Annotated in this window: 11 protein-coding genes; 8 read left to right on the plus strand and 3 right to left on the minus strand. The window is 70.4% G+C overall.

The features are described 5' to 3' along the window. The first annotated feature begins 120 nt into the window (after positions 1–120). Positions 121–2,037 carry a 1-deoxy-D-xylulose-5-phosphate synthase gene (gene dxs, locus AB0O21_RS10190; RefSeq protein ID WP_365168637.1) on the plus strand — a complete coding sequence of 639 codons (1,917 nt, stop codon included), beginning with the start codon at positions 121–123 and terminating at the stop codon, positions 2,035–2,037. Between the two features lie 130 nt (positions 2,038–2,167). Then, positions 2,168–3,652, plus strand: a complete 1,485-nt coding sequence (locus AB0O21_RS10195; RefSeq protein WP_365168866.1) for an amino acid permease — start codon at positions 2,168–2,170, stop codon at positions 3,650–3,652. An 80-nt stretch (positions 3,653–3,732) separates the two neighbouring features. Here the strand turns inward: AB0O21_RS10195 and AB0O21_RS10200 are convergent, their stop codons facing one another. After that, a complete protein-coding gene (locus tag AB0O21_RS10200; RefSeq protein ID WP_365168640.1) occupies positions 3,733–4,803 on the minus strand; it encodes an LCP family protein in 1,071 nt (356 codons plus the stop codon). Between the two features lie 174 nt (positions 4,804–4,977). On the opposite strand from AB0O21_RS10200, the gene AB0O21_RS10205 reads away from it, so the two are divergent. The 6 genes from AB0O21_RS10205 to AB0O21_RS10230 all read left to right on the plus strand — a co-directional run bounded on the left by AB0O21_RS10205 (position 4,978) and on the right by AB0O21_RS10230 (position 15,181). Beyond that, a complete protein-coding gene (locus tag AB0O21_RS10205) occupies positions 4,978–6,573 on the plus strand; it encodes a hypothetical protein (RefSeq protein ID WP_365168643.1) in 1,596 nt (531 codons plus the stop codon). Between the two features lie 221 nt (positions 6,574–6,794). Then, positions 6,795–7,979 (plus strand): CDP-alcohol phosphatidyltransferase family protein, encoded by a 1,185-nt coding sequence (locus tag AB0O21_RS10210; RefSeq protein WP_365168646.1) that lies wholly within the window; start codon positions 6,795–6,797, stop codon positions 7,977–7,979. Beyond that, positions 7,976–12,415 (plus strand): glycosyltransferase, encoded by a 4,440-nt coding sequence (locus AB0O21_RS10215; RefSeq protein ID WP_365168649.1) that lies wholly within the window; start codon positions 7,976–7,978, stop codon positions 12,413–12,415. The genes AB0O21_RS10210 and AB0O21_RS10215 overlap by 4 nt, the downstream gene beginning before the upstream one ends. A gap of 84 nt (positions 12,416–12,499) precedes the next feature. Further along, positions 12,500–13,216: a rhamnogalacturonan acetylesterase gene (locus AB0O21_RS10220; protein WP_365168652.1), complete on the plus strand. Its 717-nt coding sequence runs from the start codon at positions 12,500–12,502 to the stop codon at positions 13,214–13,216. Then, positions 13,213–13,929, plus strand: a complete 717-nt coding sequence (locus AB0O21_RS10225) for a hypothetical protein (RefSeq protein ID WP_365168655.1) — start codon at positions 13,213–13,215, stop codon at positions 13,927–13,929. Before AB0O21_RS10220 ends, AB0O21_RS10225 begins: the two co-directional genes overlap by 4 nt. Then, positions 13,922–15,181, plus strand: a complete 1,260-nt coding sequence (locus AB0O21_RS10230) for a phosphodiester glycosidase family protein (protein ID WP_365168658.1) — start codon at positions 13,922–13,924, stop codon at positions 15,179–15,181. Before AB0O21_RS10225 ends, AB0O21_RS10230 begins: the two co-directional genes overlap by 8 nt. Before the next feature lie 71 nt (positions 15,182–15,252). On the opposite strand, the gene AB0O21_RS10235 is transcribed toward AB0O21_RS10230, so the two are convergent. Both AB0O21_RS10235 and AB0O21_RS10240 read right to left on the minus strand, forming a co-directional pair. Continuing rightward, a complete protein-coding gene (locus AB0O21_RS10235; RefSeq protein ID WP_365168661.1) occupies positions 15,253–17,382 on the minus strand; it encodes a 3-hydroxyacyl-CoA dehydrogenase NAD-binding domain-containing protein in 2,130 nt (709 codons plus the stop codon). Continuing rightward, the gene (locus AB0O21_RS10240) at positions 17,379–18,605 is read right to left on the minus strand and encodes an acetyl-CoA C-acyltransferase (RefSeq protein WP_030960473.1); all 1,227 of its coding nucleotides are present in this window, start codon (positions 18,603–18,605) and stop codon (positions 17,379–17,381) included. Before AB0O21_RS10240 ends, AB0O21_RS10235 begins: the two co-directional genes overlap by 4 nt. Between the last annotated feature and the right edge of the window lie 254 nt (positions 18,606–18,859).

Here is an 18,859-nt window from a genome sequence, read left to right on the forward strand (position 1 = left end):
CGTCGTGCCGGTGTGTCCATGTATGACAAAGGTGTGACGCGGGCAGGACGGCCCGATGACCGCTTCCGCGAGCGGAACATTAGACTCGACAGACCAGCAAGCAACTGCAAGGAGGCACGGGTGCTGCTGACCCGCATCAAGGGACCGCGCGATCTGGACAGGCTCAGCCAGGAGGAGCTGGACCAGCTCGCCGCCGAGATCAGGTCCTTCCTCGTCGACGCCGTCTCCAAGACCGGCGGGCACCTCGGCCCCAACCTCGGGGTGGTCGAACTGACGATCGCCCTGCACCGGGTCTTCGACTCGCCCAGGGACAAGGTCCTCTTCGACACCGGCCACCAGGCCTACGTCCACAAGCTGCTCACGGGCCGCCAGGACTTCGAGGGCCTGCGCAGCAAGGGCGGGCTGTCCGGCTACCCCTCGCGCGCCGAGTCCGACCACGACGTGATCGAGAACTCGCACGCCTCCACTGTGCTCGGCTGGGCCGACGGCATCGCCAAGGCCAACGAGGTACTCGGCCGCGAGGACCACCACGTCGCCGCGGTCATCGGCGACGGCGCGCTGACCGGCGGCATGGCCTGGGAGGCGCTGAACAACATCGCCGCCGCCAAGGACCGCCCGCTGGTCATCGTCGTCAACGACAACGAGCGCTCGTACGGCCCCACGATCGGCGGCCTCGCGAACCACCTGGCGACCCTGCGCACCACGGACGGCTACGAGCGCTTCCTGGCCCGCGGCAAGGAGATCCTGGAGCGCACCCCGGTCGTCGGGAAGCCGCTCTTCGAGACCCTGCACGGCGCGAAGAAGGGCCTCAAGGACTTCATCGCCCCGCAGGGCATGTTCGAGGACCTGGGCCTGAAGTACATCGGCCCCATCGACGGCCACGACATCGAGGCGCTGGAGTCCGCCCTGCAGCGCGCCAAGCGCTTCAGCGGACCGGTCATCGTGCACTGCCTCACCCAGAAGGGCCGGGGCTACGAGCCGGCCGTCCAGGACGAGGCGGACCGCTTCCACGCGGTCGGCGTCATCCACCCGGACACCGGGCTGCCGGTCAGCACCGACGCCGCCAGCTGGACCTCCGTCTTCGCCGACGAGATGGTCAAGCTCGGCAAGGAGCGCAAGGACATCGTCGCGATCACCGCGGCCATGCTCCAGCCCGTCGGCCTGAAGAAGTTCGCGGACGCCTACCCCGACCGCATCTTCGACGTCGGCATCGCCGAGCAGCACGGCGCCACCTCGGCGGCGGGCCTGGCCACCGGCGGCGCCCACCCGGTCTTCGCGGTGTACGCCACCTTCCTCAACCGCGCCTTCGACCAGGTCCTGATGGACGTGGCCCTGCACAAGTGCGGGGTCACCTTCGTCCTGGACCGGGCCGGGGTCACCGGCACCGACGGCGCCTCCCACAACGGCATGTGGGACATGTCCATCCTCCAGGTCGTCCCGGGCCTGCGGCTGGCCGCCCCGCGCGACGCCGAGCAGCTGCGCGCCCAGCTCAACGAGGCCGTCCTGGTCAAGGACGCGCCGACCGTGGTGCGCTTCTCCAAGGGCGTCGTCGGCCCGGCCGTCCCGGCCGTCGGCCGGATCGGCGGCATGGACGTGCTGCGCGCCCCGGCGGCCGAGGTCACCCGTCCGGACGTACTGCTCGTCTCGGTCGGTGCGCTCGCCCCGATGTGCCTGGAGATCGCCGACCTGCTCGACAAGCAGGGCATCTCCTGCACCGTCGTCGACCCGCGCTGGGTCAAGCCGGTGGACGAGGCTCTGCCGCCCCTGGCGGACCGCCACCGCGTGGTCGTCACCGTCGAGGACAACGGCCGCGCCGGCGGCGTTGGCTCGGCCGTCGCGCAGGCCCTGCGGGACGCGGGCGTCGACGTACCGCTGCGCGACTTCGGCATTCCGCAGCGCTTCCTCGACCACGCGACCCGCAAGGAGGTCATGGCCGAGATCGGGCTGACCGCTCCGGACATCGCGCGCCAGGTCACCGGCCTGGTGGCGAAGCTGGACGGGCGCTACGACAGCGAGCCGGCCGCCGCGGTCGACTAGGCCGGTCGGCGGCGACTAGATCGCCGCGCGGTTGCACGTCACGGGCCGGGAGATCACTCTGGAGGAGTGGGCCTCCCGGCCCGTTCGCGTGCGTCGACACCTGTTCGGAGGTGTGTCGGTGAGCAGGGATATGAACAGCCCCTTCCGCACCAAGACGGTGGAGCAGTCCATCCGCGACACGGAGGAGCCGGAACACGCGCTCCGAAAGTCGCTCTCCGCCTGGGACCTGACGGTGTTCGGTGTGGGTGTCATCATCGGCACCGGCATCTTCGTCCTCACGGGCATCGCGGCCCGCAACAACGCCGGACCCGCCACCGCCCTCGCCTTCGTGGCGGCGGGCATCGTCTGCGCCCTCGCGGCGCTCTGCTACGCGGAGTTCGCGTCCACCGTGCCGGTGGCGGGCTCGGCGTACACCTTCTCGTACGCCTCGATCGGCGAGCTCCCCGCCTGGATCATCGGCTGGGACCTGGTGCTCGAATTCGCGCTGGGCACGGCGGTGGTGGCGGTCGGCTGGTCCGGCTACGTGCGCCACCTCATGAACACCAACCTCGGCTGGGAGATGCCCACCGCACTGTCCGGACCGGACGCGGGAGGAAGCTTCGACCTGCTGGCCTTCCTGCTGATCCTGGCACTGACCGCGATCCTGGTCATCGGGACCAAGCTCTCGGCGCGGATCACGGCGATCGTGGTCGCCATCAAGGTCACCGTGGTGCTGCTGGTCATCGTCGCGGGCCTGTTCTTCATCAAGGCCGACAACTACTCGCCGTTCATCCCCCCGGCCCAGCCGCAGGAAGCCGGCAGCGGCCTGCACGCGCCACTGGTCCAGCTGATCTTCGGCTACGCGCCCACCAACTTCGGCGTCATGGGCATCTTCACCGCGGCCTCGCTGATCTTCTTCGCCTTCATCGGCTTCGACGTGGTGGCCACGGCGGCCGAGGAGACGAAGAACCCCCAGCGGGACATGCCGCGCGGCATCCTCGGCTCGCTGCTCGTCTGCACGGTGCTCTACGTCGCCGTGACGCTGGTCGTCACCGGCATGCAGAAGTACTCGGAGATGTCACCGACCGCGCCGCTGGCCGAGGCCTTCAAGTCGGTGGACCAGCCCTTCTTCTCCGGTGCCATCAGTCTCGGCGCGGCTGTCGGCCTGATCACCGTGAGCATGATCCTGCTGCTCGGCCAGACCCGCGTGTTCTTCGCGATGAGCCGTGACGGACTCCTCCCGCGCGTCTTCTCCGTCACGCACCCCAAGTACCGCACCCCCTACCGGGCGACCATCCTGCTCGGCGTGATCATCGCCATCGTGGCGGGCTTCACGAGCCTCGAGAAGCTCGCCGAACTGGTGAACATCGGCACGCTGTTCGCCTTCGTGGTCGTCGCCCTCGGCGTGATCATCCTGCGCAAGACCCGCCCCGACCTGCACCGGGCCTTCCGCACCCCGTGGGTGCCGGTGGTCCCGATCCTGTCGATCGCGGCCTCGCTCTGGCTGATGCTCAACCTCCCGGCCGAGACCTGGATCCGCTTCGGCGTCTGGATGGCGATCGGCATCGTGGTCTACTACGCCTACGGACGCAGCCACAGCCGCCTCGGCAAGGTCGGCGCGGACGCGGAGTTCTAGACACGGAGCGCCGGGCGTGCACAACGCCGGAGCCGGCCGTACGGATCGTCCGTACGGCCGGCTCCGTGTGCGCGGGCGCGTCAGCCCTTGGCGGGGGAGTCCTTCGCGGCGGCCGGGATCTTCTGGTCGTTGCGGAGGGCTTCCCACAGCTGGGTGGCCTGCGGCTCGGCGACGACCACGCGGTTCTTGTCCACCTTGTCGTAGGCGACCGGCAGCATGATCGTCTCCATGGTGGCCGGGTCAACGCCCTTCATGCTCTGCGCGAAGTCGGCCAGCGCGCTGAGGGAGGCGAGCTCCGAATCGGTGGTCAGGGACTTGGTCCCGGCGTCGGCGAGCGTGTAGAGGCGGGCCGGGTTGCCGAAGGCGTCCTGCTTCTTGATCTCGGTCAGCATCGCCATCATGAACTGCTGCTGGAGCCCGATGCGCCCGAGGTCGCTGCCGTCCCCGTAGCCGTAGCGGGTCCGCACGAACTTGAGCGAGTCGGTGCCGTTCAGCCGGTGCTCGCCCGCGTCGAGCTTCAGGCCGCCCTTCGCGCCGGTCATCGGCTTGTCCAGGGTGACGGTGACCCCGCCGAGCGCGTCCACCAGTCCCTTGAACCCGGCGAAGTCCACCTCGACGAAGTGGTCCACGCGGATGCCGGACATCTCTTCCACGGTCTTGACGACACAGGCCGGGCCGGCGAGCGAGTAGACGCTGTTGAACATGACCCGCTTCGCGGCCGGGACGGTCTTGCCGTTCGCGCCCTTGCACTCGGGCCGGGTGATCAGGGTGTCGCGGGGGATGCTCACCGCGGTCGCCTTGGCCCGGCCCTCGGGTATGTGCACCAGCATCGCGGTGTCCGAGCGGGCGCCGCTGACATCGCCGTGGTCGAGGTCGCCGTTGGCCCCGGCCCGGGAGTCGGAGCCGAGGACGAGGATGTTCTGGGCTCCGGCGACGACCTTCGGCGGGCGGTTGTCGCCGATCGCCTTGTCCAGGTCGACGCTGTCGATGTTCCCGTTGAGGTGGCTGTATGCCCACCAGCCCGCGCCGGCCGCGCCGAGGATCAGCACGGCGACCACGAGGAGGACGATCCTCAGCACGCGCCGCTTGCGCGGGGGTGCCCCGCGGTCTCCGGTCCGGCGGCGACTGGGGGCGGCGGTGTCTTGGGTCATACTGCTCGAATCCTCGGGGCCCTGGGGCGGACGTCAGTGGGTGCGGCCGTCCGAATGCCGCTGCACTATAAGCAGATTTCCAAGTCGAATGGGAGACGGCTTATCGTCCTCCTGGTCGGTCGTGAAGCGGATGTCCCGGACTCCGCGAGACACCAGGGAGGAGGAGAGGAAGCCATGGCCCGAACAGCCGGTCGTCGCTCGCGGCGCAGCGAGACCTCTCACGAACCGCTGGGCTCCGGCCCCCGGCCCGGCCGGACCGCCCCGGTGGCGATCGTCGTGGCCGGCCCCGCCGACGCGGTTCCCCTCATCCACTCCGAACCGGCCGGCTCCGTGATCGAGCTCATCTGCCTCGACGGCGCCGCCGACGCCGAGTACCGCGCGATGGACGCGGCCGTCGAGCAGGCACGGCGCCGCGGGTGCACCTTCCCCGGAGAACCGTTCCTCCTCGACGCCGGGGCGGGCGGCCTCACCGGCCAGATCCTCGACGCCCTGTACGAGATCGGGCCGCTCCGCGTGCGGACCCTCGATCCGGATCCCGTGCACGACGGGTACGACCGCGAGCGCAGGCTTCCGATCGTCAACGAGCCGGAGGCGCGCGGCCAGGTGGCCCGCAGCGCGCTCAGGGCGGCCCGCAGATACCAGCTGGAGGTCGGCACCCCGGTCTTCGTCGACTGCCGCAGGGCCGGCGCGGAGGCCGGACTGCCTCCCGAGGCGTGCACCCGCTACCCCCTTCCCACCCGCTGGCTGATGGCCGGCACGGACGGCCGGCTGTCCGCCTACCTGCCCACGGCCGCGGGCATCGTCCGCTGGACCGAGGGGCCGACCGAGGCCGACCCCTGGCGGGGACCCGAGCTGCTCGAAGGCCCTGAGCTGATGCCCGGGCTGACCGTGCTGCGGGGCCCCGAGGGCTACGCGTACCTGATCGGTCTGAGCCGGACCAAGCGCAGGGAGGGCGGCACCGACGTCGAGGTGGTCTGCGCCGCCCAGTACCAGACGGGCCGGCCGGTCGGACCCTGGACCTCGCTCGGCAATCCCAACGCCTCGGGCTGGCGGAAGGCCCGTGAGGTCGGATTCCCGGCGGCCGTCTTCGACGCCGAGGGCACCCTGCACGTCTTCGTCCGGAATTTCGGACACAGCGTCAGTACGCGCAGGCAGGCGCCGTCGGGCCGGCTGGCGGGCTGGGAGACGCTGCGCGGGCTGAAGGTGGCCGACGAGCTGACGGCCTTCGCGGCCGCGGACGGCGGGGTGCACATGGTGGCGCGGGCGCGCGGCGCCCAGGCCGCCGTGCACTGGCACCGCCGCGACGCGGGTGCGGAGTGGGCCGAGTACCGCCGGATCCCGGTGAGCCCGTACCCGGGCAGCCTGGCGGCGGCCCCGGAGGCCGGCCTGGTGCGCTTCCGCTACGCGGGAACCAACGAGGTCTGCGTCTGGTGGCCCGGGGCCCAGGCCCCGCTCGGCCTCGGCGGCCCGGACGGGGTCGGCCCGGTCGCCGGCGTCGCGGGAGCCGACATCCAGGGCTGGGGCTGCACGGTGCTGGTGCGCGGCGGGCCCGGCGGTGTGACGGCCATCGGCGCGCACCCGGACGGGCGGCCCGACACGGGTGTGTGGTGGGCGGAGTCCGGAGAGCCCTCGTTGGTTCCACCCGCGGCGGCATTCGACAGCCAGGGACGTGTGGTGATCGCCACAGTCGGGCGGAATGGAACGCTCCGGGTGGCCCGTCAGCAACTAGGATGCACTGGCCTGGAGTTCACTCCCTGGAGTGTCCAGTAAGGGCGTTTTCGCCTTTTTCTGTGAGGCTTTGGGGAGTGCTCGCCGCCCTCCTGCGCGCTGGCTGGCGTCACAAGTGGCTTGTTATGGTCATGGGACGCCCTTTACCTAAACCATAGGTGAACAGTTGGCGTCACGATGGCGGCAGATGCTGTCACGCATTGCTCGCGAGGCCATGCTTTTGCCCTGTTTGCCGGGTTTGCGCCACTGACGACTGAGGGGTTATGTCCAAGCTGTCACTGAAGGCCGTCCAGAAGCTCACCTGCAAGAAGCGTGATGCCTGGTGGACGGTCCTTCTGGTCGACCCGGTCGCGACCCGCCTCGTCTGCGTGCTCGCCCGGTGGAACTTCGTGACGCCGAACCGGGTGACATGGGCAGCCCTCTACATGGGCCTCGGCTCCGCCTACTTCTTCTTCCAGGGCGACACGACGTCCCTGTGCATAGGCGCGGGCCTCTACCACGTCAGCTTCATCCTCGACTGCATCGACGGCAAGCTCGCCCGCCTCAAGGGGAACGGGACCATCTTCGGCGGCTGGCTCGACTACGTCTTCGACCGCATCCGCGTGCTCGTCTGCGCCCTGGCCCTGATGGGCGGGCAGTTCGTCCGCGCCGACGAAGAGATCTTCCTGCTCGCCGCCCTCGTCGTGATCTTCCTCGACATGCTCCGCTACGTCGACGCCCTCCAGATCTACAAGATGCGCATGTCCATGCGCAACAAGATCGAGGCCGTCACCCTCGCCCGGCAGGAGGCGCAGGGCCGCGAAGAGGACGAGCGCAAGGTCGTCTTCATCGAGGACCTGCTGCGCGAGAACCCCCTGGGCCAGGCGGACGAGCTCAAGCGGCGCAGCGTGGAGACCGAGCGGGCGGAGGTCATCGACCTGCACCAGCAGTTCCGCGAGCGCTTCCCCTGGTACGCGCGGGTCCGCCACGCCCTGGTGCAGAGCCGTATCCGGCCGCACCTCATCAGCGGCATCGAGTTCCAGATGTTCATCTTCATCGTCGGCCCCCTCATCGGCCACGTGCTGTGGACCACGGCGGTGTCGGCCGTGCTGATGGGCGCCTTCGAGCTCGTCATCATGTTCAAGTTCTGGCTGTCCACCCGGGACTTCACGCGCACGATGGAGCGCCTCGACCCGGGCAGCACCCCGTCGCGCGCCGGCACCATCGCCCCCCACCTGCACGCGGGACGCCACCGCCGCCGCGGCGAGGGCGACTACGCGGAGGTGGACGAGGCCGACCGCAGGTTCCCCGCTCCCGAACCGTACGAGGACCCCGGTTTCCAGCCGTACCCCCGTCCCTACGCGGACGAGTACACCGGCGGCGTCACCGACACCATGCAGCTGGCCAAGATCCCGTCGCAGACGGCGCCGCGTCCCGACTACGCCGGACCGGAGCGCCACCCGAGATGAGCTTCCCGGTCGACATATCGCAGTACCGCGCCACCATCGTCATCCCGGCCTTCAACGCGAGCTCCACGCTTGCCCGGGCCGTGCAGTCGGCACTGGCCCAGACCCATCGGGGCGTCGAGGTCCTCGTCGTCGACGACCGGTCCACCGACAGCACCGCCGCCGTGGCCCGCGACTTCGCCGCCCAGGACGGCCGGGTCCGCGTCATCGAGCGGCCGCAGAACAGCGGCGGCTGCGGCGCCCCCCGCAACAACGGCATCGAAGCCGCCTCCGGCCAGTTCGTGATGTTCCTCGACGCGGACGACGAGCTGCCGCTCAAGGCCGTCGAGACGCTGCTCTCCTCCGCCCTCACCACGGGCTCGGAGATCACCGCCGGCCGCGTGGTCCGCATCAACCAGGCCACGGACGAGATCACTGTCTGGCAGCCCCAGCTCTACCCGGCCGACCAGACGGTCGCCGGCCTCGGCGGCATGCCCGAGCTGATCGACGACCCGCTCGCCACCGGAAAGCTGTACCGCCGGGACTTCCTCGACAACTACGGCATCCGCTTCCCCGAAGGCGTCTACTTCGAGGACACCTACTTCTCCACCGTCGCGAACTTCCACGCGCGGTCGCTCACCATCCTCGCCACCCCCGTCTACCGGTGGATGTGGGAGCGGGAATCCGACCAGCCGTCGATCACCAACCGCCGCCACGAGCTGCGCAGCATCCGCGACCGCGTCATGGTCCACCAGTACACCGACAGCTTTCTCCACAGCGTCGGCCGTCCGGACCTGCTCGCCCGCAAGGGGGCCAAGTTCCTCTCGCACGACCTGCGGCTGTACACACCGGAACTGCGCACCGGCGACCACGCCTACCACGACGGGTTCCTCGAGGCCGTCGCCCCGTACCTGCACAGCCTCGACCCCGGCACGTTCGAGCTGTGCGGGCCCATGGAGCGGATCCGCGCCTTCGGCCTGATGCACGGCCGCGTCGACATCGCCGTGTCGGCCTCCGACTACATGAAGCGCCGCAGCGTCATCAGCTCCGACATCGTGGAGCGGGACGGCCGGGTGTTCTGGTCGGGATCGCTGCTCGGCCACCCCGACGCGGAGAAGTTCCTCGACGTCACCGACCTGGAGCTGACCGGCCACAAGCTGGCCGACGCCCGCATGTACAACCAGGCCGTCTCGATCGAGCTGGTCGACGGCGAGCTGCACCTCGCCGGTGCGATACGCAACCAGTTCGGCCGGTTCGCCCCCGACGACAAGATCGAGCTCGTCGCGGTGCTGCGCCGCCGCAGCACCAAGACGGACCACCGCTTCCCCGTCTCCGGCGTGGAGATCGACGCGGACTGGATCCGCTACCACACCACCGTCGACCTCAGGTCCACCCTGGACAAGGCCGACCGCCCCGGCCACTGGAACTTCTTCGTCCAGCTCAGACACGGCGGCGAGCGGGCCTCCACCGCGCTGAACATCACCGGCGTCGACGTCAGCAGCCTGCGGCACGCGTGCGCGCCCGGCGTCTTCGAGCTCTACGAGACCGTCAGCGGCAATCTCGGTCTGCGCCCGGAGACCGAGGAACTCCAGGTCAAGGCCTCGGAGCGGGGCACCCCCTGGCTGTGGTGGCAGGACGCGCCCCCGGCCGGCCCCGCCGCCCCGCCCGAGGAGTACGCCGCCGCGCTCGTGGTCCACTGCCACAACGACGAGTACCACCTGCGCGAGTTCCTCGCCTCACTGGTGGCACAGGGCAGCTTCCCCCGCACCCAGGTGGTGTTCGTCGACGACGGTTCGAGCGACAGCACCGCGCAGCAGCTGGCGGCCTTCGCCGCCTACTACCCCAACGCGGGCGTCGTCACCCAGCACCGCCTCGGCCTGCGCACCGCCCTCGACCACGGGCTGCGGTACGTCGCGGCCCCCTACGTGATGTTCGCGCGCGCCCGCGACATCCTCGGCGAGGACGCCGTCGGCCGGCTGCTCGCGGCGGCCCGCCGGGTCAGGGGCGCCGATGCCGTCGTCGGCCAGGCCGACAACTTCCCCGGACCGTGGCGGAGCGCGGACGAGCCGTGGCAGCGGTACTTCAGCGGCAAGGAAACCGTCCGCAAGCTGGCCGACGCGCCGTACCTCGTGTTCTCCACGCAGCTCGGCGCCAAGCTCTTCAAGACCTCCTTCGTCCGGGAACACGGCTTCCAGTGCGGCCCGGGCCCCGGCCCCGAGGACGACTGGTTCACCGTCCCGGCCGTGCTGTACACGCGGACGGTGGCCATCGCGTCTGACGCCCGCTTCTACGCCCGCGACGAGCAGAACCAGAACTCCCTCTTCGACCGGCCCTGGAACGACCCCGCCAAGGCGGTCGACCGGGTCCACCTGGCCGCGTACGTACTCGCCTCGGTCCAGGGCGCCCCGCCCCGGGTCGTCGTCCTCGCCCAGCGCTTCGTCGTCCGCACGCTCCAGCCCTACGTGCGCAACATGCACCGCATCATGAGCAAGCCGGAGCTCGCCGCGGTCCTCCCCCTGCTGGCATCCGTCTACGGACAGATCCCCGACGAGGTGATCCTCCCGTACGCGGCCCACCCGCAGTCCAAGGTCCAGCACCACGCCATCGTCACCGGCAACCTCGAACTCTTCGCGGACCCGCTGCTCGCACCGGAGTACCTGCCCACCCTGTTCCTCGACGACGAGGGCATCTACCGCAGGCTGGCGAGCGACCCGGTGCGCACGACGCTCCTGCGCGTCCCGCGGGCCAGCGCCGTCCTGGAGACCTTCGAGTGGACCGACGACGAGCTCCGCTTCGAAGGACTCCTCGTCTTCTCCGGCGTGGACATCGACGCCCGGTTCACCAACCGGATCCAGCTCGTGCTCTCGGACGGCCGGCGCGAGGTGGCGCTCCCCGTGGAGCAGGTCTACCGCCGCGACCGCTGGCGCACCCGCAAGAACCAGGACTGGTTCTCCGGCTGGCGCGCCACGGCCCGCCCGGGCTCCCTCGACCCGCTGCGCAACGCCGAGCTGACCCTGGTGATGAGGGTGCTCGACCAGGAGCGCCACCACGACATCCCGCTGGCGGCCCGGCAGATGCTGCACCGCTTCAAGGGCGTGCACACCTCGGGCCGGCAGCGCTTCGTCCTGTCCATCGACGACGACGAGCAGGTCACCGTCCGCTGGGTGCGCGGTTTCGCGGCCCGGCAGCGGGACAAGCTGCGGCGCCTGCGCTGGGAGCTGCGCAACTCACTGCCCGGCCGCCCCGGCTGGCGCACCCGCCTGATGTACTGGCTGACCTACCCCTACCTGCACAACCGGGGCATCTGGATCATCGGTGAGCGCGAGGACACCGCGCAGGACAACAGCTACCACCTGTTCAAGTGGATCCGGCAGAACCGTCCCAAGACCAAGGTCTACTACTCCATCAACGGAGACTCCCCGGACTGGGACAAGGTCGCCCGGTACGGGCAGGTCATCGACCGGCTGTCGTGGAAGCACCGGGCCTACCTGCTCCACGCGGAACGGCTGATCAACGCCTACGACCTGGAGGCCTACCTGGGCTTCCCGGGCCTCCTCAAGAGGGCCTTCCTGCGCGGCTACGGCGACCTGCTGCGCTACAAGCGCGTGTTCCTCCAGCACGGCGTCGTCTACAACGACGTCGTCGCCTCGATCCACGGCCAGGCCACCAACGTCGACATGGTGCTCACCACGGGACGCAGCGAGCGGTCGTACTACGCGGAGCACTGCGGCTACGGCTACGACCGCGTCGCGGCGACCGGCCTGCCCCGCTTCGACGCCCTGGAGCCCGTCCGCGGGCCGAGCCGGATCCTGGTCATGCCGACCTGGCGCCGCGACATCGTGGCCCCCTCCTACAACCGGGCGGCCAAGCCCGAGATCCCGTTCCCGGCCTCCGAGTACTACCGGTTCTTCTCCGCGCTGCTGCGCAACGAGCGACTGCTCGGCGCCCTGCAGTTCTACGGCGTCGAGCTGGAGTTCATGCCGCACTACGAGATCCGCCCGTACCTGAGCCACTTCAAGATCGACCACCCGTCGATCACCGTCTCGACGACGGGCCGCGACGTGCAGCTCGCGATGCGGGAGTGCTCGATGCTGGTCACCGACTACTCCTCGGTGTTCTTCGACGTGGCGTACATGGGCAAGCCCATCGTCTACACGAACTTCGACGACGAGTCCTTCTACACCAAGCACTACAAGCGCGGATACTTCGACCTGGCCCGGGACGGCTTCGGCCCCGCCTGCCGCACCGTCGACCACGCGGTCGAGGAGATCATCGCGGCCATGGAGCGGAACTTCCAGGTCGAGGACGAGTACCGGTGCCGCGCGGAGGCGTTCTTCGTCCTGCGCGACACCTCCAACTGTGAACGCGCCTTCGAGGTCATCGACACCATGGACGCCAACGTCGTAGGGGACCAGCGGGCACAACTGCACCTCGGAGCACGGGGCTTCGGGGAGTTCTGAGAAACACATGAAGGACGCACCATGACGGCAGTCTTCCTGTCCGGCGGATCGAGCCTATGCGACCGCCCGCGCAGCATGGCCCCCATGACCGGCTGGGGACAGGCGCTGCCGATCTTCCTGCAGGGCGTGGACGTGCTCAACTGCGCCCGCGCCGGGGCCAGCACCAAGAGCTTCATGGAGCGCGGCAGGCTCGGCTGGATCCTGGACCGGCTGCGCCCCGGAGACCTGCACGTGATCTCCTTCGGCCCCAACGACATGAAGCCCGGCGCCGGCCTGCACACCGAGCCCTTCGAGGACTACCAGGGGAACCTGCGGCGCTACGTCATCGAGACCCGGCTGCGCGGCGCCCACCCGGTGCTCGTCACCAGCCACGAGCGCTCGGTCTTCGACAAGTTCGGCAACTTCCGCCGGCCGCTGAAGCTCTACCCGGCCGCCAAGCGGGAGCTGGCCGCGCAGATGTCCGTACCCCTGATCGACCTCAACGAGTGGAGCGTCGCCTGGTGGCGGCAGCTCGGCCCGCAGGACTGCCGGCAGGTCTTCCTGTACCTCGCACCCGGCGAGCACCCCAACTACCCCGAAGGGGTGGGCGACAACTCGCACCTGAGGCCGTACGGCGCCGTGGAGGTCGCCCGGTACGTCGTCGGGGAAATGCGGTCCCGAGGACTGCTGCCCGGCGGGTACTTCCGGAACCTGGAGAACCAGTTCGACGCGGACCACGCCGTGGAATTCCTCGCCGACGACGAATCCGAGCTGCTCACCAAGGAGCGCGTCGGCAGAGCGATAGCGGGAGCGACGAAATGAGCGACTGGTTCCCCGTGGTCCGAGCCTGGATCGTCCAGGGCCCCCTCAGCGGGGTGCTCGACCTGCTGTCCTCGGCCGACCCCAACCGGCCCCTGGTCCCCGGCCAGGAGTTCACCCTGGCCATGACCCTCACCCCCAGCGGCGGCGCGTACCGCACCTACGGGTACATCCTCGACGACATGCTGGGCGACGCGGTGGCCCTGGGCGACCTGCAGGGCTTCCGGCTGCTGAAGAACGGCCGGTACGCCGCGTTCGCGAGCGGCACCGAGCCGTCCACCGCCACCTGCACCGTGAAGGTCAAGGCGGACGCACCGGACGGCGCCATGATGCTCCCGCGCGTGGTCGTCGGCCTGATGCCGGCCCAGGGCGACAAGCTGACCCCCAGCTCGGGCATCGAGGACCAGGGCTTCTGGGTCCGCCGCCACAGCATCCCCGGCCGCGCCCTGCACCTGCACCCCGGTGCCCGGGCCATCCTGCCCGCGGACGCGGAGCACGGACTGCTCCGCACCGGCGTCGGCATCCCCCGGCGGGGCACGGTCCACTGCACCCCCGACGGCGCGGTCACCTACCAGGCCCCCGCCTCGTACCACGGATACGACTTCTTCACCTGCACCTACGAGGACCAGGACGGGCACTCCGTCCGGTCGGAGGTGGTCGTCCACATCGGCGACCTGGCCCTGTCGCCGGGGGCCATGGGTGCCCTGCATGGCTAGGTCCTCGCGGCCGGCCGCGGCCCTGGCGATGGTCCTCGCGCTGGCGGGATGCTCGGGCGGGGCCGGAGTCCCGGACGAGGTGACTCCGTCCCGGTCGCCGGTCCCGGACGTCACGCTGCCCCAGGGCGTCTCCTACGAGGAGTTCGTCCGGAAGCTCGACGGCCGTGCGGACTCGCACGTGCAGGTGCTGACCGTCCGCCCCGACGCCCGGGTCAAGGTGGCGGGGGTGCACGGGAGCGCCCTCGCCCACGCCGAGACGGTACGGGCGATGGCCGGGACCGCCGGGGCGCCGGCCGCCGTCAACACCTCCTACTTCGACATCAGCAGCGGCAAGAACTACGGCGGCTACGACGGCGACCCGCTCGGCCTGTACACCGAGCGCGGCCGGATGCTCAGCGAGGCGACCAACGGCCGGACGGCCCTGCTGCTCGGTGAGCGGGAGGGCCGGCTCGACGCCCGCATCGACGAGGTCACCACCGAGGCCCAGGTGATCTCGGACGACGGATCGCGCCGGGAACTGGACGGCGTCAACCGGGTCCCGGGCCGCATCCTGGGCTGCGGGGGCGTGGGCGGCGACCGCCTCGCCGTCTCGGAAGTGCCGATGGAGGAGCCGTACGGCGGACTGTGCACGGACGACGCCGAGATCGTGGCGTTCACCGAGGAGTGGGGCGACGACACTCCCCCCGGCTCCCCGGACAGCACCGAGGCGGTGCTCGACCGCGACGGGTGGGTGCTGGAGGTCCGCAAGCCCGCAGGCGGGCCCGTACCCGAGAACGGCAGCACGCTCTACGCCACCGGATCCGGCGTCGACTGGCTGCGCTCGCACGCGCGCACGGGCAGCCGGGTCACCCGTTCCGTCCGGATGAACGACGCGGTGGGGCTCCCGGTGGCCGGCCGCGTCGACACGGCGGTGGGCGGCCGCTACCGGCTGCTGAAGGACGGCGTGTCCGCACTCGGCGACGCGGCGGCCTCCACCCGCAGGGCCCCGCGCACGGTGGTCGGTGTCACCCCCGACGGAACGCTGCTCCTCGTGACGATCGACGGCCGGTCACCCGGCGTGGACGCCGGAGCCACCCTCGGCGAGGCCGCCGGGCTCTTGGCCTCGCTCGGTGCCAAGGACGGCATAGGCCTCGACGGCGGCGGGTCCACGACCATGGTCGTCGGCGGAGAGGTGCGCAACCACCCGCGGGAGGCCGACGGGAGGGCCACCGAGCGGCCCGTGGCCAACGCGCTGGCCCTCTTCGCGCGCTGACGCAACGGCCGATGCCGCACCGCCCCTCACAGGGCGGTGCGGCATCGGCTTCGTCGTGCGCGGGGTCCGGATCAGACCGGGACGCTCGCCAGGCCCGGGGCGAGGAACTTCTTGCCGTTCACGCGCTCCGAGACACCCTCGCGGTCCAGGTACGGCGTGATGCCGCCCAGGTGGAAGGGCCAGCCGGCGCCCGTGATGAGGCAGAGGTCGATGTCCTGGGCCTCGGCCACGACACCCTCCTCCAGCATCAGGCCGATCTCCTGCGCCACCGCGTCCAGGACGCGGTCGCGGACCTGCTCCTCCGTCAGGACGGAGTCGCCCTGGACCAGGAGGGCGGCGACCTCGGGGTCCAGCTCCGGCTTGCCGGAATCGTAGACGTAGAAGCCGCGCTTGCCGGCCTTGACGACCGCCGCCAGGTTCGGGGAGACGGTGAAGCGCTCCGGGAAGGCGCGGTTCAGGGTCTCGGAGACGTGCAGGCCGATGGCCGGGCCGACGAGCTCCAGCAGCACCAGCGGGGACATCGGCAGGCCGAGCGGCTCGATGGCCTTCTCCGCCGTGACCACCGGGGTGCCCTCGTCGATGACGTTCTGGATCTCGCCCATGAAGCGGGTCAGGATGCGGTTCACGACGAACGCCGGGGCGTCCTTGGTGAGGACCGCGGTCTTCTTCAGCTTCTTGGCGACACCGAAGGCCGTGGCCAGCGAGGCGTCGTCGGTCTGCTCGCCGCGGACGATCTCCAGCAGCGGGAGGATCGCGACCGGGTTGAAGAAGTGGAAGCCGACCACGCGCTCCGGGTGCTGGAGCTTGGAGGCCATCTCCGACACCGACAGCGAGGAGGTGTTGGTGGCGAGGATCGCGTGCGCCGGGGCGACCGCCTCGACCTCCGCGAACACCTTCTGCTTGACGGACATCTCCTCGAACACGGCCTCGATGATGAAGTCCGCGTCCGCGAAGCCCTCGGCCTTGTCCAGGACACCGGTCACCAGGGCGGTCAGGCGGTTGGCCTTGTCCTGGTTGATGCGGCCCTTGCCGAGCAGCTTCTGGATCTCGGCGTGGACGTAGCCCACACCCTTGTCCACGCGCTCCTGGTCGATGTCGGTGAGGACCACCGGCACCTCAAGGCGGCGCAGGAACAGCAGCGCCAGCTGCGAGGCCATCAGGCCCGCGCCGACGACGCCGACCTTGGTGACCGGGCGCGCCAGGGACTTGTCCGGGGCGCCGGCCGGGCGCTTGCCGCGCTTCTGGACCAGGTTGAAGGCGTAGATGCCCGAGCGCAGTTCGCCGCCCATGATGAGGTCGGCCAGGGCCTTGTCCTCGGCGTCGAAGCCGGCCTGCAGGTCGCCGTCCTTGGCCGCGGCGATGATGTCCAGCGCGCGGTAGGCGGCCGGGGCGGCGCCGTGCACCTTGGAGTCCGCGATGAAGCGGCCCTTGGCGACGGCCGCGTCCCAGGCCTCGCCGCGGTCGATCTCGTCGCGGACGACCTCGGTGGTGCCGTTCAGGACGTTCGCGGTCCACAGGAGGGACTGCTCCAGGAAGTCCGCGCCCTCGAAGATCGCGTCGGCGATCCCGAGCTCGAAGACCTGCTTGCCCTTCAGCTGGCGGTTCTGGTTCAGCGAGTTCTCGATGATGACCGAGACCGCGCGCTCCGCGCCGATCAGGTTCGGGAGGAGGGCGCAGCCGCCCCAGCCCGGGACCAGGCCGAGGAAGACCTCGGGCAGCGAGAAGGCCGGGATGGCCTTGGAGACGGTGCGGTAGGTGCAGTGCAGACCGACCTCGACACCGCCGCCCATCGCCGCGCCGTTGTAGTACGCGAAGGACGGGACGGCCAGCGCCGCGAGGCGCTTGAAGACGTCGTGGCCGCCCTTGCCGATGGCGAGCGCCTCGTCGTGGTTCTTCAGCAGCTCGACGCCCTTGAGGTCGGCGCCGACCGCGAAGATGAACGGCTTGCCGGTGATGCCCGCGCCGACGATGGAGCCCGCGAGGGCTTCCTGCTCGACCTGGTCGATCGCCGCGTTCAGGTTGGCGAGGGACTGCGGGCCGAAGGTGGTCGGCTTGGTGTGGTCGAAGCCGTTGTCCAGCGTGATGAGCGCGAAGCGCCCGGCGGCGAACGGCAGGTCCAGGTGGCGGACGTGCGCGGACGTGACGACCTCGTCGGGGAACAGCTCGGCCGCGCCCTTCAGGAGCTCAGCGGTGGTGCTCACTTGGAGTCTCCCTCGGCGTTGAAGTTCGGGTTCTCCCAGATGACCGTGGCGCCCATGCCGAAGCCGACGCACATGGTGGTCAGGCCGTAGCGGACGTGCGGCTGCTCCTCGAACTGGCGGGCCAGCTGCGTCATCAGGCGGACGCCGGAGGAGGCGAGCGGGTGGCCGAAGGCGATGGCACCGCCGTACTGGTTCACGCGGGCGTCGTCGTCGGCGATGCCGTAGTGCTCCAGGAAGGCCAGGACCTGGACCGCGAAGGCCTCGTTGATCTCGAACAGGCCTATGTCGTCGATCGTCAGACCGGCCTGGGCGAGGGCCTTCTCGGTGGCCGGGATCGGGCCGTAGCCCATGACCTCCGGCTCGACACCCGCGAAGGAGTACGAGACCAGGCGCATCTTGACCGGGAGGTTGTTCTCCCGGGCGAAGTCCTCGGACGCGATGATCGCGGCGGTGGCGCCGTCGTTGAGACCGGCGGCGTTGCCCGCGGTGACCCGGCCGTGGGTACGGAACGGGGTCTTCAGGTTCGCCAGGTTCTCCAGCGTGGTGCCCGGGCGCATCGGCTCGTCGGTGGTGACCAGGCCCCAGCCCGTCTCACCGGCCGCCTCGTTGGTGTTGCGCACCGAGATCGGGACCAGGTCCTGCTGGATCTTGCCGTCGGCGTACGCCTTGGCGGCCTTCTCCTGCGAGCGCACGGCGTACTCGTCGGCGCGGAGCTTGGTGATCGTCGGGTACCGGTCGTGCAGGTTCTCGGCGGTCATGCCCATGAACAGGGCGGACTCGTCGACCAGCTTCTCGGAGACGAAGCGCGGGTTCGGGTCGACGCCCTCGCCCATGGGGTGGCGGCCCATGTGCTCGACACCGCCGGCGAGGGCGACGTCGTACGCACCGAAGGCGACACCGCCCGCGACGGCGGTCACGGCGGTCAGCGCGCCGGCGCACATGCGGTCGATGGAGTAGCCCGGGACGGACTGCGGGAGGCCCGCGAGGATTCCGGCCGTGCGGCCCAGCGTCAGGCCCTGGTCGCCGATCTGCGTGGTCGCGGCGATGGCGACCTCGTCGATCTTCTTGGGGTCCAGGTCCGGGTTGCGGCGCAGCAGCTCCCGGATCGCCTTCACGACGAGGTCGTCGGCGCGGGTCTCGTGGTAGATGCCCTTCGGGCCCGCCTTGCCGAACGGGGTGCGGACGCCGTCGACGAAGACGACGTCCCTGACGGTACGAGGCACGTTGGCTCTCCTCCAGGTACGGGATGGCGCTGCTGCGCGGGGGCGGCTCGGCACACTTGCTGAGCGCCCGCTCACCTGGCCCATGCTACTTGCGGGTAACCCGTGTGCACACCCCCTGCCGCCGGAGCGGCGAAGGTCACACCGGCCGGTGCCGCACGAGCCCCCTTGCGCCCCCACCGTGCGCCCGGCCGATCGGAGCGCCGGACCCGCCCGATGGGGTCGGTTGGGGAGCCCTGGCGGCCCGGCGCCGGGCG

The organism is Streptomyces sp. NPDC091371, assembly GCF_040684275.1.
In the GTDB taxonomy this organism is placed as follows: domain Bacteria; phylum Actinomycetota; class Actinomycetes; order Streptomycetales; family Streptomycetaceae; genus Streptomyces.